General features: G+C 44.9%; 11 protein-coding genes. 6 read left to right on the plus strand and 5 right to left on the minus strand.

Annotated elements, in window-relative coordinates:
* Positions 1-77: 77 nt before the first annotated feature.
* On the minus strand, positions 78-1,136 hold the full coding sequence (locus AC1DCV_RS00120) for a helix-turn-helix domain-containing protein (RefSeq protein WP_477021302.1): 1,059 nt from the start codon (positions 1,134-1,136) through the stop codon (positions 78-80).
* Positions 1,137-1,314: 178 nt separating this feature from the next.
* Here AC1DCV_RS00120 and AC1DCV_RS00125 point away from each other — a divergent pair, with 178 nt between their 5' ends.
* From AC1DCV_RS00125 to AC1DCV_RS00150, 6 genes are all read left to right on the plus strand, one after another.
* The gene (locus AC1DCV_RS00125) at positions 1,315-3,012 is read left to right on the plus strand and encodes a hypothetical protein (RefSeq protein WP_477021303.1); all 1,698 of its coding nucleotides are present in this window, start codon (positions 1,315-1,317) and stop codon (positions 3,010-3,012) included.
* Between the two features lie 82 nt (positions 3,013-3,094).
* The gene (gene yhdJ, locus AC1DCV_RS00130; RefSeq protein ID WP_477021304.1) at positions 3,095-3,922 is read left to right on the plus strand and encodes an adenine-specific DNA-methyltransferase; all 828 of its coding nucleotides are present in this window, start codon (positions 3,095-3,097) and stop codon (positions 3,920-3,922) included.
* 173 nt (positions 3,923-4,095) lie between these two features.
* Positions 4,096-4,902, plus strand: coding sequence for a M48 family metallopeptidase (locus AC1DCV_RS00135; RefSeq protein WP_477021305.1), 807 nt, complete (start codon positions 4,096-4,098; stop codon positions 4,900-4,902).
* A 161-nt stretch (positions 4,903-5,063) separates the two neighbouring features.
* A complete protein-coding gene (locus AC1DCV_RS00140) occupies positions 5,064-6,098 on the plus strand; it encodes an endonuclease/exonuclease/phosphatase family protein (RefSeq protein ID WP_477021306.1) in 1,035 nt (344 codons plus the stop codon).
* Between the two features lie 71 nt (positions 6,099-6,169).
* Positions 6,170-7,024 carry a tetratricopeptide repeat protein gene (locus tag AC1DCV_RS00145; RefSeq protein ID WP_477021307.1) on the plus strand — a complete coding sequence of 285 codons (855 nt, stop codon included), beginning with the start codon at positions 6,170-6,172 and terminating at the stop codon, positions 7,022-7,024.
* 28 nt (positions 7,025-7,052) lie between these two features.
* On the plus strand, positions 7,053-7,793 hold the full coding sequence (locus tag AC1DCV_RS00150) for a hypothetical protein (RefSeq protein ID WP_477021308.1): 741 nt from the start codon (positions 7,053-7,055) through the stop codon (positions 7,791-7,793).
* Positions 7,794-7,813: 20 nt separating this feature from the next.
* Here the strand turns inward: AC1DCV_RS00150 and AC1DCV_RS00155 are convergent, their stop codons facing one another.
* The 4 genes from AC1DCV_RS00155 to AC1DCV_RS00170 form a co-directional block, all read right to left on the minus strand.
* The gene (locus tag AC1DCV_RS00155; RefSeq protein ID WP_477021309.1) at positions 7,814-8,461 is read right to left on the minus strand and encodes a DUF5710 domain-containing protein; all 648 of its coding nucleotides are present in this window, start codon (positions 8,459-8,461) and stop codon (positions 7,814-7,816) included.
* A 120-nt stretch (positions 8,462-8,581) separates the two neighbouring features.
* Positions 8,582-11,251 (minus strand): CHAT domain-containing protein, encoded by a 2,670-nt coding sequence (locus tag AC1DCV_RS00160; protein WP_477021310.1) that lies wholly within the window; start codon positions 11,249-11,251, stop codon positions 8,582-8,584.
* Between the two features lie 25 nt (positions 11,252-11,276).
* Positions 11,277-13,265 carry a PKD domain-containing protein gene (locus tag AC1DCV_RS00165; RefSeq protein ID WP_477021311.1) on the minus strand — a complete coding sequence of 663 codons (1,989 nt, stop codon included), beginning with the start codon at positions 13,263-13,265 and terminating at the stop codon, positions 11,277-11,279.
* Positions 13,266-13,371: 106 nt separating this feature from the next.
* Positions 13,372-14,481, minus strand: coding sequence for a hypothetical protein (locus AC1DCV_RS00170; RefSeq protein ID WP_477021312.1), 1,110 nt, complete (start codon positions 14,479-14,481; stop codon positions 13,372-13,374).
* Positions 14,482-14,629 lie beyond the last annotated feature (148 nt).

Consider the following 14,629-nt stretch of genomic DNA (forward strand, 5'->3'; position numbering starts at 1 on the left):
GACATCCGGAAATCAGGCGTACGGATTTATAAAACCGGACTATCTAAATTGTATCTGACTGGTTATCAGTGAAGTATTTAATGGCTTTTTTCAAGGCTTTCTTTATAAAGTGCCGGCGTGGTATCCTTTATTTTCCTGAAAGCAGCATAGAATGTTGATTTCGAATTATAGCCTACCTCATATCCGATGGCTTCAAAAGTGAGGTGATTGTTGCAGGTAATTAATTTGCAGGCTTCCCGGATCCTGTATTCGTTAATATAGGTAGAAAAACTTTTGCCGACATTGTCGTTCAGCAATTGTGATAGTTGATGCGGGGTAATATTGATATGTTTCGCCAGATCGTTTAACTTAAGGTTAGGATCCTGATATAGTTTCTTATCTAGTATCACACTTTCTAATTTTTCTACCCATACCAATGCATCTGTAGTCGCTATTTTCTTTTTTTCTGCTTTGATGGACAACCGGGTATTTTCAAATTTTGCACCATTTAGCTGATAGAAAATGGCCAGATATAATAGCGCGGAAAGCAAAACGGGGCCACTGATATACAGGTAGCAGGCAACTCCCGACCACGACAATATATATGTTATACAGATCACACAGTTACTCAGATACAACAAGAGCCAGAATTTATCTGTTTCATTGAGTGCCACTGCATTTACAATAAAAGTCTTTAATACATCTTTTAACAGAACGCCGGTGGCTACCAGGTAAATCATCCATTGCCCATATATCACATAAGTAATTGTATGTCTCCAGGTATCAGGATAAGTTTGGTACGGAATAAAAACCCCTGTTAAGATAATGATCCCTACCAGCGCACCCCAGATCCATTTCCATGAATCAGGAATGGCGGTCAGCTTTTGTGTTGCTGACCTGAAAAAGTAATACAGTGAAGGACCAATAAGAAAACAGGCCGATAGCCCTATCTGCAGGTATATTTTAGGTAGTGAAGGATGGAAATATAAAAAGACGGATTTAATGACCCGAAAACTCAGTGTCAGCAGTAGTATAGACAGAAATATAGTGGGTAGCGTTTTTTTTCTTTTACTAAAGAAAAGGTAAAGACTAAGGATCATGCCGTTAAAAGCGCCCAGGGCACTAACAAAAAATAATATTTGCTGACCAATATTCATGGATGAACGATACGTGCTTTTACAGATGAAATATAAGCGAATTTTAAATAGTACAATGTTGTGATTTTTCTGGCAGACATGAAAATTTGAGATGTAATTGATAGAATATTCATTACAGTGTATTAATATTAAAATATATATTTGAGCGCCATTTAAGTATTTTATTTATTTACTCGCCATGCTAAAGAATATTTTGTTGGCTTGCCTTTGCAGCCTGATGTTACCCGTAATACTTCCTGCCCAATCCCCCGAAGTTGTACGTAGCCAATCTTTTGATGAACCTGAAGACGGCGCCAGCAGGTTATTACTCATGAAAAATGGGAACACGCTGTTTTTCCATTTCACCCGTAAGAAAGGAATCGAAGTAGTGGTGTATAATAACAAACACCATGAATCTCCGATGGAGCATAACCGGGTGAGATCCTGGAAACAGAAAAAAATGGGGAATGCCGCATTGAAAGGGTTATTTGAAATGAATGGCCAGGCCGTGGTATTCCTGAGGCAGTATATAAGCAAGAAACCTTGTCTCTATCGCTTTATTTTTGATGGTAATACCGGCAAACTGTTGAAAGAAGACATTATCGGTGATTTGCCCCGCGTTGGCATGAAATCCGGTTATAGCCTTATGTTTGGCAGTGTTCCAACGCCCGATTTTTATGTACGCAAAGATCCTGAATCTGAATATTATGCAGTTGCAGCTTTTAATTCGTTTGCCCATGACCGTAATGAACGCATAAAGGTCACACATTACAGCCCTGATCACAAAAAACTGAATGAGGCGTTTTATGAATCTCCCCAGGGGGCCTATAAATACCTGAACTTTATGGAGATGTATGTGCATGGAGACGAATTTGTGTTTGTATCATCTTTCGCTTATAATACCAGGGCTTCTGGCGGAAAAGAATCCACGGTGATGATTTCCCGTCTCACAAAAGGAACGAAGGAATTTGAATATAAACTACTGGATTACCCGGATAGCCGTGTGCAACCAGATGTAGCATTAAAGTATAACCTGGTGAATAAAACTCTTTACATGCTTGCGGCAGTAAATGCTAAAGTCGCTGAAAAACCATACACCATGTATACCAGTGAGCAAAATATGGTATTACAGATGAATATAATAGACCCGTTTGTGTTAGCGGTAAAAAACAAGTACTTCATTGATCATCCGCAGTTATCAGAATATGCTAAGGATCACTTAAAGTATAAAAAGCCATACTATGGAGTGATCCAGGATTTCAGACTAAATACAGACAGCACGATCACGCTCATGTATGAAGAATTGGATGCACAGGTAAATCATACCACTACCACCACATTTGTAAACGGACAAATGAGGACCGGTGACCGCACCTCTATTAGTACCACACTGGGTGATATCGGCGTAGTGCGTATCAATGACGCTGGTAAAGAAATGTCCGGCAGTTATGCCATTGCCAAATTACAGTTGAGTGCCGGTTGGATTGATCTTTATTTTATACACCGCAGGCCTCAAACCAGCTGGACTTTCCGGAAAGGGATGATAAACAGTGGTAACTATAACGCTGGATTCTTTTCTTATGATTATATGTTTGCCAATAACAGGGGATATGCCATCTTCAATGATTTTCCCCGGAACGCAGAAGACTCAACGGAAAATTACCGGAGGAAGAAAGGAATGAGGGCCATCAGTGCAGCTAATACCATGTTGGCTTATCATGACGGCAACGCTGTGAAAAAGACGTACCTGTTTGGTGATCCGGAAGCAAAAGATGTATCGCGGTTTAGCATGCTGGAAATGAATACACATAGCGAAGATCAAAAATCCTATGCTACATTGATGATAGAACGTAAAGGCAGCAGAAAAAAGGCATATATTGTTTGGATTACTTTCTAAAGCAGATTCTGATACGAAAAAAGGCCAGGGTATTTTATCCTGGCCTTTTTTTGTCTAAATTCACCATCAGAATTGAATCAGCATGGAAATATTCGGGACAGCCAAACATAAAATCATCCACGGCGATGCGCTGCAGGCATTGCAAACAATGGTGCCGGATAGCTCAGTAGACCTGCTCTTCGCCGATCCTCCCTATAACATAGGCAAGAACTTTAATGGACATATTGAAAAATGGGATACGGAAGAAGCATACCTGGACTGGTGTTACCAGTGGTTGGACCTTTGTTTGCAAAAGCTGAAACCTAATGGTAGCCTATACGTTATGACCGCTACGCAGTTCATGCCTTATTTCGATATCTACCTGCGGCAGAAAATAAACATTCTCTCCAGGATTGTATGGAGCTACGACAGCTCTGGAGTGCAGGCCCGTAAATACTTTGGCTCCATGTATGAACCTATCTTATATGCTGTGAAAGATAAAACGAATTATACCTTCAATGCAGCCGATATCCTGATAGAAGCCAAAACGGGTGCAAAGAGAAAACTGATTGATTACAGGAAAGCGGTACCAGCTGCCTATAGTACCGAAAAGGTACCCGGCAACGTTTGGGATTTTGCCCGCGTACGTTACCGCATGGATGAATATGAAAATCACCCTACCCAAAAGCCGGTGGCATTGCTGGAACGTATCATCAGGGCCAGCTCCAACGAGGGCGATATCATACTGGATCCTTTTTCAGGCACTTTCACTACCTGCACTGTGGCAAAAGAACTGGGCAGAAATTGTATAGGCATTGAAATGCAGGAAGAATATATAAAGATAGGACTGCGGAGAATGCAGCTGGCAGCCGAATACAAAGGAGAACCATTAAAACGTGCGATACGCTCTTTTGAAAATGATGTGATGTAAACAGCTGTTAGGACGGATTTTGCCTTTAGGACTTCTTTAAAGCAATCCCCGCGATAAAGTATGGCATCATAACAATATGGACAACATACAAAAATCTATTATCTTCGCCCCGTAAGAACCTATATTATTCAGCCGTTTAACCCGTATTCTCAAAACAAGTAAAAACATAAACTATGTTTGTTTTCGTACGTTTAAGCCTCGTTTGCGCTTTGACCATGTCATTTGCTGTAGCCTCAAATGCACAATTAAAATTAAATACTAAAACGCTGGGAGCCGGCGCCAAGGCGGTGAAAGCTGTTACTCTCACCGATGACGATGTCATTAAGTATACCAAAGAGTATATTCAGTGGATGGATGCACACAACCCGGTAGCCCCTGCAGATGACGCCATGGCACAGCGTTTAAAAAGACTCACCGATAAGGCAACTAATTATGAAGGACTGAACCTGAACTTCAAAGTGTACCTGGTAAGAGATATCAATGCTTTTGCCTGTGCAGATGGTAGTGTACGTGTTTGCGCAGGGTTGCTGCAAACCATGACAGATGATGAAGTAATGGGCGTTATCGGCCATGAAATCGGTCATGTGAAGAACAAAGACTCTAAAGACGCATTTAAAACTGCATTACTGACTTCCGCGCTGAAAGACGGCGCCTCTTCACAAGGTGGTACAGCCGGTGCATTAAGCGATTCACAACTGGGAGAACTGGGTGAAGCAGTAGCGAATTCCGCCTACTCCCGTAACCAGGAAAGCCAGGCAGATAACTATGGTTATGAATTCCTGAAAGCAGCTAAGCTCAATCCATGGGGCATGTCTATCGCTTTCGAAAAATTATGGAAAGCTTCTCAGGAAGACAGCGGCGATAAAAAGAAGAAATCTCAACTGTTTTCTTCTCACCCTGACACGGAAAAAAGAATGAATACAATGGCGGAGAAAGCAAAGAAAGACGGATATGAAAAGCCGGTAGTGGCAGTGAAATAATTTTTTTAAATAAGAATCCCCGGTTGTCCTGCAAAGGATAGCCGGGATTTTTTTTGCCGTTACTTATGCGCCGTTTTGTTTTTTATTAGTATTTTTCCTGGCAGTGAACATGATAAATACTTTCCACAATTTTTAAGGCCGGCATGGCCATTTATATTTTTATGAGACATTTAAAATCGCGCTTGCTGCTCTTCGCATGTTTTCTCGGACTGTCAACTAAAGGAATGGTGAAAGATATACGCTTATCTGTGCTGCAACTGAATATCTGGCAGGAAGGTACCATGGTGCCGGGCGGTTATCAGGGAATTGTAGACGAAATTGCTGCCATAGATCCGGACTTTGTGACCTTAAGTGAAGTCAGGAATTATAAGGACACTCGCTTGTGTGACCGACTGCTGGCCTCTCTCGCCGGGAAAGGTAAAAAGTATTATTCCTTTTTCAGCCAGGGGGCGGGCCTGCTGAGCCGTTACCCTATCACCGACAGCGCCGTGATATTCAGTGAAAACGGAGAGATCTGCAAGCTGATCGCAAATGTGCATGGCCGGGAAGTAGCGGTGTATTCTGCTCACCTCGACTATCTGAACTATGCAGTGTACCTGCCCCGCGGATATGATGGTGTGACCTGGAAAAAGATGACAGCGCCCTGCACCAACCTGGATACTATCATGGCATCTAACCTGGCGTCTAAAAGAGACGAAGGCATCGCCGCATTTATACAAGCAGCAGATCAGGATATTCGGGCAAAAAGACTGGTATTCCTGGGGGGAGATTTTAACGAAGCAAGTCATCTCGACTGGACAGCATCTACCAAAGACCTGTTCGATCATCATGGAATGATTGTACCATGGACTTGCTCCGTGATGTTGCAGGACAAAGGATATAAAGACAGCTACCGCGTCAGGTATCCATCTCCCGAAAAAAATCCCGGATTTACCTTTCCGGCAGATAATAAAGCAGTAGAAGTGAAAAAACTGGCCTGGGCGCCAGATGCCGATGAAAGAGAAAGGATAGATTATATATACTTCTATCCGGACAAAAAACTGCAACTGCAGAAAAGTATTGTGGTAGGACCTTCTGGTAGTATTGTAAGAAATCAACGGGAAGAAGAAAAGGGGCAGGATAAATTTTTACTTCCTTCCGGTACCTGGCCGACAGACCATAAAGGAGTACTCAGCATATTTAACATGGGCTTATAGTGCTTAATTAAAATATTCCATCCTATTTTTGTCAAAGTGCAGCCAACCGCTGTACTTTTTAATACGGAGACATGGAAATACGGGATCAAAAAATTATCGCAGCAATAGAAGCCATCTGGCAGGAATCAGAAGTGTTGTTTGAAAAAAATGACCTCGCCAGGTATGCACAAAAACTGGAAGAGGCCTGGGACCTGTTGCCCTCCCCCAAAAACAGTTATGATGATAGCTTCCACCTTGCTTTAAGCATCGCTGAAACTTACCTGGAATTAAAAGATTTTCCGGCTATGCTGAGATGGGCTAAAACCCTGCAACAGTGTGATCTGGAACGTGCTGACGATGGTGACCGGGAATTTATGCTGGGCAAGGCCTTTTATGAAAATGGGTCTATGACGGAAGCGGAGCAGTATCTGAACATTGCCATGCAAAAATCCGGTGGCCGCGTATTTGAAGGTGCCGATGAAAAGTACCTGCACGTATTCCAGGGCCTGGCCTCCGTAGTGGAAGAATCACTTCCGGATGAAGTGTATGAGAAAATAGAAACATTATCGGAAGAAGGCAATGTACTTGCTGATGAAGAAAATTATGATGCTGCACTGGCAAAGTTCACGGAAGCATTGCAATTGCTACCTGAGCCCAAACATGAATGGGAAGCCAGTACCTGGCTCAATGCCAGCATTGGTGATATGTTATTTTTTAAAGCCGACTACTCCGCTGCCGCCAATAGCTTTTTTGATGCCTTAAACGGTCCCGATGCACAAGCTGTAGGTTTTGTGCAATTGCGTTTGGGAGAATGTCTGTATGAGCTGAAACAGGAGGAACAAGCCCTGGAACATCTGCTGCGGGCTTATATGCTGGAAGGGGCAGAGATTTTTACAGAAGAAGATCCCCGTTACCTTGACTTTTTAAAAGCACGGGTAGAATTATAAGTTTACCCATTTATTTCAAAAAATACAGATGAAAACGATTGTCCCATTTCTTTGTTTGTTGGCGATATGGTCATGTAATGGCGGTTCCAAAAACAATCCGCCCGCCGATAGTACGCAGGTGAAACATGATAGTACAGTAGCAGCTGCTCCTGCGGCATTAAAGGATACTGCCGCGGCGGCTTTTATCAGCCACTTTAGAAAAGGGGAGATCCTGACAAAAGGGAAAGTGTATACAGATACCCTTACTTATATTGGTTTCAACGACTTTGGCGATGATGCACTGTTTAGTTGTGTGAAAGGTAAGGACACCGTATCCCTGATCTTTAATAGTGGCGTACAGGACCCCGCGCTCAACAATGGCGACCGGATTATACTGCAGTGGAAAATGGAGGTATATGAACCTGCCGGAGACCCTGAGTTTCCTTACCCTAAAGAATATGTAGTGGATTATCATTTATTACAGCCGGGGAAAGTAACGCTGCTGAAGAAGACCAATATTTTGCTGCAAGGGTATTATGACGATAAAGAAATAAGCCCTGAAGGACAAATTGAAATAGAAGCCGCAGTATGGTATTATGTCGCCAATACAACAGACACGGCTATACGTAACGTAGTGGATGTGGAGCGACAGGCATTGCAATATTCCATTGAAAAATATGACGGAGAGGGGGAGCCGGGAATCAGTCATATTATCTTTAAGACTGCCAGCCAGCCGGTGTTGAAGCGGGTGCGCTTTGATGCAGGGATGTCGTATTCACTTTCTGAATAGATGTAGTGAGGGGAGTCGTTTCAGGCGTTTTCTTCTGAAATATCTCCCCGTTCTGCAAATTCATTGATTAGCCGCAGGTGATCTCCCAGGGAGTAAACGGCATCAATCAAAGGTGCATATTTCAGGCTGAAATTTTTGAGTTGCAGTTTGTTAGCAGCTTCTTTCTCTGCCGGACTGAATACACCTGCTTCTTCAAACAGAAATCCATCTCCCTGTATGCTGCTGCACGAGACACAATGATTAAGCCAGTGGTGACTTTCTGTAGACGGAGACGAGGCCGGCTTGTAATGAGGATAGTTGTCCTGCAGGAAAGTCCGCAGGTTGCCGGATACAGCCGAAATCTGTTGAAATACGGTAAAGAAGTCCTGCGCCAGCCATACCGGCTCATCCCGGTCATTGATATCTTTCTCATAAAAATAATTCCCGGCAATAGCTATAATGCGATTTTGCTGCTGACATTTCCAGCAGGGCCTGTCGGCATGTACAATGGTAATTTCAGTCGGCAGGATAATAGCCGGATTTTTTTCCGGAATCCACTGGTCTACTTCCATGAGCCGATCGTATTGATCTTCCGGTAAAAACCAGGCCTGGGCGACTTGATCCCATTGGGCGCCCTTTGATATAGCATTCTCTTTTTCCGCTAAGGGAACATTCAGTAGTAATGACATAATGCAGGGTATGACTAGAGGACTCTCTTCCCTGAATTTAAGGAAAAATCCGGGGATTCTGATATCCGGAAGCAAGTCTTTAGAATTTCATCATATAGCAGCGCTGTAGTGATGTGGAAATCAGGGGTTGGGCTTTCTTTTATGTTTCAGTAGCCACATACCTGCGGGTACCAGGAGTAGTAATATTAGCCAATACCAATAATGCGGGGAGGCATGCAAAACAATCGCCTGCGTATTGCCCTGGAAACTCAGTGCTGCCCAGTAATAGGGGAGTTTGTGGATATCTGATACCCCGGCATCMTGCAGCCAGTTGAGTTTGGCCTGTTGCAGTGCTACGGCGGCATTGCTTTGTTTCGACAGTTGTGTATAAAACTGCTGCATTAATAATGGTGCCGTGGCATCATTTACATTCCAGGAAGCCGCTACTACAGCCGGGGTTCCTCCGGCCATGAACGCGTGCGCCATACTTTGTATACCTTCTCCGGTTACCAGGCGTCCATCACCGGTTTTGCAGGCACTCAGCACTACCATCGCCGGATGCTGCTGCAGGCCATTCAATTCAAATAAATAAAACGGTGCATCATACAGCATAATATGCGGTGCATCAGCACTATCTTTTTTAATAAATGCATGCGTGCTGATATGCACCACTGCTGACTGCGTCAATGCCTGCCGGAATTTCCCGCTGCTGGCCTGTTCATTTACAAACCAGTTGCCGTTGGTGATAGCGGGCATCATGCCTTCTTTTTCTTTTTTCACTCCTTCCAGGTCCGATAATCCTGCTTGTTGCTGCGAAACAAAGAAGCCGCTGAAGCCTTGCCGGTTGGCAGGCGCCTGCATCTGCAGCCGCCAGGTACGTAATGAATAGGCGTATGAAATGGTGGCCTGTTTCACCAGGAAGGGCCATTTGCCAATGGCCGGTTTGTAAGTGGCATCCGTTACCAGTGCCTCCATAGGCAATGTACTCAGTACGCCATCTGGCATCAGCAGATAAGTATTGTGTGGCTGCAACGGATGACGCGCAAATAGCAGCGTATAGAGGCCGTAGGCAGCGTTGTAATAGGCTTTGGGGTTGTTGAGCATAGCCTGTGGTCCTGCTTCGAAATATAGCTGCTTAAAATGCGCAATAGCATCTCTGTCAATGGCGCTGCTGTCTACATAGCGGATACCATTTCGGTCCAGTTCTACTGTATACAAAGTATGGCTGCCGGTGAAAAATGTGCGGATCAGTTGTGCCGGCGCCAGCAAGTGCAGAATGCTGTCTGTCGGCAATACATCTGTTTCAGCGCCGGGAGCAGGACGGATTTTTTTACGTAGCGTGGCCAGATCCCAGGCCACCCGTTGCTCCCGAACTTGTAGTAAACTATCATTGCGACCGGATTGCAACGCTTCTTTACGGTAATACAACTGTGCCTGTTCCAGCAGCCGTATACGTTTATGTATGGAGTCGTTGCCGGTGTAATGGGTTTGCTGTTGCATTTCCTCCCACAACAGTTGTGATTTGCTGTTTTCCATAAACTGCAGCATCGCCTGTTGATACTGCTTGTCGTGGGTCATTTGCCAGCAGTGCCACGCCAGGGTAATAGCCGTTTCATAACGATAACGGCTATCTGAAATAGCTGTTTCTTTGGCAGAAGAGGAAATATATTGATGCCGTAATTCTTTTTCTGCGGCAAAGCATAAACGATATAAGGAGAGCGCCGTTGCAGACTCCTGCAACGATTGACAGGCAGTAGCTGCCGTGAACAGGAGATCAAGCAGGGCGTATTCTCCATAAATATCCCGGCTGTTCAAATGACGTATATTCTTTCCCGGTAGCAGAATGTTGGCACAGCTATCCAGCCATGCCAGGGCTTGCCGGGGCTGTTGCAGGGAGAGCTGAAGTTTACCCATCCGTAAAAACAACCGGGCTTGTTCCCGCCTGCGTAGCGCGCGTTTGCTTTCCGGCATAGCGGCAGCCTGTTGGTAGTATTGTGCAGCAATGGTGGGTGTGGAGAGATAAATATCACCAGCCTGCTGATAGGCCATAAACAGCCAGTGCGCAGCTTCCTGGTTAGTGGCGGGTTGTTGCCGCAATATGGCAATGCTTTGTTGTATGCTTTGTTTGGCAGCGGCGTATTGTTGTAGTTGCTGGCAGGCATCGGCCTGTTCGGATAGCAGTAATCCGTAAGTAGCACTGCGTTTATCTGCCAGGCGGGCGCCTTCCCTGCAGTATACAAGCGATTGCTGTAGCTGTCCCATATTGGCCGCGGTATTAGCCAGGTTGCTGTAAGTGGCTGCTATGGCTTGCTTGTCCTCCAGCTCACGGGCAAATTCCAGTGCCATGCGATGAATGAATAACGCCTGCTCATAGTCGCCCAGCCTTGTATAATTATTGCCTAAAGGCTTAAGAATATATTCCAGTACCAGGCTGGGATCTGTGATGGCAGTATGTTGCCGTCCCCATTCAAATGCCTGTTGATAGGCATCTGTAGAAGAAATAATATCCCCGCTTTGGAGTAAAGTATACCCCTGATTAATGAGGAGGTCCTGCCAGGCCTGTATTTCATCGGTACTGGCAGGCGTGCGCCAGGCACTTCCCTGTGCATGTCTGAGTTGTAAGGCTTTGGCAGAGGGAGAAGCGGCAGGATATTGAATCTGTGCATAGATCCAGGCCGAGAGCTGATTACTGTCCCGGTACTTTTTGAAGACCGTGCTATCCGGGTCTTGCCAACAGATGAAAAGCCCTGCTACTGCCAGTAACAGCAGCCTGTTCTTGATCAGGGCAATATATGATCCGACTTCAGCCATTTATAATAGCTGAAGATAGGATTAATTATAGTTTGTAGATGGCGTAAAGAAAGAATCGATCTCTGGTGTCACCACTGAGCTGATGCAGGTAACGGAATCCTATGGCCGGACCACTTTTTATTTTCCCCACCTGTATGTCTGCGAATGGTGCGGCATTCAGGCTGGCAAACCACTGTGTATCATCCTTTATGGTTTTGCTCACGGTGTTAGCGATGACGGTTGGCTGCTGCGCGGTGGTCAGGTATACTTTCGATTCGGTGGTAGTAGTGGAGGCGATATTTATCTGTGCCAGTGCACCTATGCCCACACCTACCCAGTTATTGATGTTGTAACGGAAGTGCAGGGGCACCAGCTGCATCGATTGACGGGAGGTGGTGATGAGTTTATTTCTGCCGCCGATTAAATACACCTGTCCGTTGATGGTAGTGTCGCGTTTGTCGCGCACAATGGTTGTTTCTGATGATGTTTTTTCCAATATCCCGGCATAGGCTTCCACCTGGAAGTAAGGCCGGTCGGGAGCAAAAGGTGCCAGTACGGCGCCGAGCTGCAAGGGGCCTTTCAGCGTATAGTCTCCACTGTTAGGCGAAAACGTATAGCCGGCTACGATACCCGGTGAAAAGCCTTTGATGAATCTTGCCGTAGCACGATTGGTATAAATAGGTTCGTTTTTGTCAAATATAATGGCAGCGCGGCTGCTGAAAGGAATCTTCCTGGGCTTCTTTTTAAATAAAATGCTATACCGCACAAATCCTTTGGTAGAATCTTCATCTGTTACACCTTCCTGTTGTAATCCTGGCAGGTAGATATTGCGGAATACAAAGTAGATGCTGTCTTTGGTGCGTACTGTGTCAATGCAGCTTTGCTGCCGATAGGCAGAGTCGCAGGCAATACAGGCAGGACTGATTTCTTTTAACTGTATCGTTTGTGTGTTTAGTTGCCGGGGAACTGCAATGCCGATGGCGACTCTTTTAGCGGGGCCTGGGCCGGTATTCTGAAATTGAATTTTATAGGTGAGTTCTTTTTTCTTACCCATAAAACGATAGTTAATGCGGTGTTTTTTCAGTTGCAGCCGGTTGGGGTCATGAGAGGCTACCACAGCCATTTCCAGCTCATATACTTCTGGCGCCATCAATGTGTTGTCGGGCACCAGCATGGCTGTCATAGTAACAGTAGCATTGGTATCCTGTATCATTTCCGGCAGGGTATGCATATTGAGAAACAGGAATTGTTCGTCTGTTTTATTGGTATTGCTGTAGTGTAATATGTGATGACTGCTGTAAGTGCTTTGCATGGACTGCAACAATGCTTTGGTAGCAGCATTGCTGGTAACTGCTGTTGGTGCGGCGTAGGGGCCGTGGGCGAAAGCCATGTCCGGACTTTGTTCCGGCGTTTCCAGCTTCGTCAACAGGCTGGATAAAGAGCTGCTGTCTTCTCCATGATAGCTTCTTTTTTCAGTGAGATCAAACCCGGCATGGCCAAACTGCTTCTCATTGTAAAATAAAAGAAGGGTACCGCTGCCGGCATCTCCGGATACATTTCTATAACCAATCAAAGCCATGAAATCTTCTCCCGGCTTGGGGTTGCGGTTGATCTTCATTTCTATATTGCCGGCGCCATGAAAAAAATGAGATGCCCAGGCGCTGTTCTTTACCGGTTTTTTAATTTTAATGGGCCGGGGTCTGGTAGGCGGAGCCTTACCATCGTCATAGTTATTAGTAGCGTATAGTCGTACCTGGTAGGTACCGGTATCTTTATAATGCAGTTCTGGTGTTTTACTGAAACTAAAAGATCCATCTCCCAATTCCCAGAAATAGGTGTAAAAGGAGGTGGGGGCGCCAGCTATCTGCCTCAGTGGGCGAAGCTTTGCTACGAGTTGCAGACTGTCGTCTGTTCCCTGTACCACAATTTCTGCCGGTACAGTATCCTGCGGAAATGCAGGAGAGGAAGGCGTTTGCGCCATACAGATGCTACTAAAAATAAGAAATAGTGTCAGGACAGGGGCAGCGTGTTGCATATAACATAAATATAAATAAATATTATATAAAATGAGCAATAAGTCAACCGGGTTGATTGACTTATTGCTTTTCAGTTTGGAGTAATTGTAAACGGATAACAGGCCGTTATTTGGAATTCATGCTGGTGATCAGTGTGAGCAGCGTAGCAGCATCAACTGGTTGTAGGTTAAAGCTTACGGTCGTATAGTCGTCACCTGCGGCAGGTGTGCCGATGGTAGTTGTTTTTTGTTCAGCATATAATTGTCCACCTATTGCGCTGATAGCGAGGAAAGTACCTTCTATTCCTACAGGGATTGAAGTCTGGTAGCTATGGAATCCTTCCTTGCCTGCTGGCGGCGTCATAATTACGTTATAGAATTTCACCAGGGTATTGAAGTTCTTAGGTTTGAAGAACAGCATGCTGGGTTGTTCTCCACTATAGCTGGCACTGGTTTCTGCATTAAAGTAATTGGTGAAATAGGCCATCACAGTAGTTTTGGGGTTAGGCATAGATGCCAGTCCATCGCAGTTCACCCACCGGATCAGGCTATCGAGACGAAAGTCCATTGTACCGTTAGCCGAATTAAACAAGGCGTAGCTGCTCTGTATCTGGTTCCAGAGTACACCTTTGGAAACAGATTGTTGTTTGGTAATAGTTACCGGTTGATTAATGTAGTTGAAACCGTTTTGAGTGAAGGTAACGGTGGTATCTCCGCTCCACATTGGCACTTCTTTCATACCATTGGGACCTCCTGCATTATCACGTGGTTTGGCGGGCACCTGTACCCGGATGCCATTCCCTGTGTCATTCTTCGGTCGCAGGGAAAGGTCCTGATTGTTCTGCACTGCTTTTACAAAAAACTCCCCATAAGACACCAGTATCTTTCCATCCGCTGTCACTGTAGGCTTGTCCGACAAGATCATATCGCTCACATCTCTCATCTCCTTGATACTGATATCTACAGCACCGGTTACAGGCGCTCCGGTAGCCGTAATAAAAACATTCGCAGGAATCGTAAATTTTGTGCCCTTGGTGGTGGTGATCACACCACCGGCAGCAGCATCTATATTAAAGTGTTCAAATTTAGGGGCATGAGTGCTGAGTAGTTCTGACAGCATTTTTCCGTCCAGCCCTTTATCAGGCGCCACTTCCTGGCTATTATTCTTTTTGCAGGAAGAAATGGCCATGGCGGTGGCTACTAAGCAGGTAATTGTTTTTAAGGAAATAGTTTTCATAAAAGTATTTTTTTTGAGTAATGTTTTCGCTTGTTTGATAGTAGATCAACACCTCTTTTATTTTGTTACCCCCCTTTTGAGAATATTTTTTTAGAAAGATGTATTTTTAATCATGGCATGTTCCTATCAACCAATGCAAATCAATCCC

Source organism: Chitinophaga sp. 10T418 (assembly GCF_056394125.1).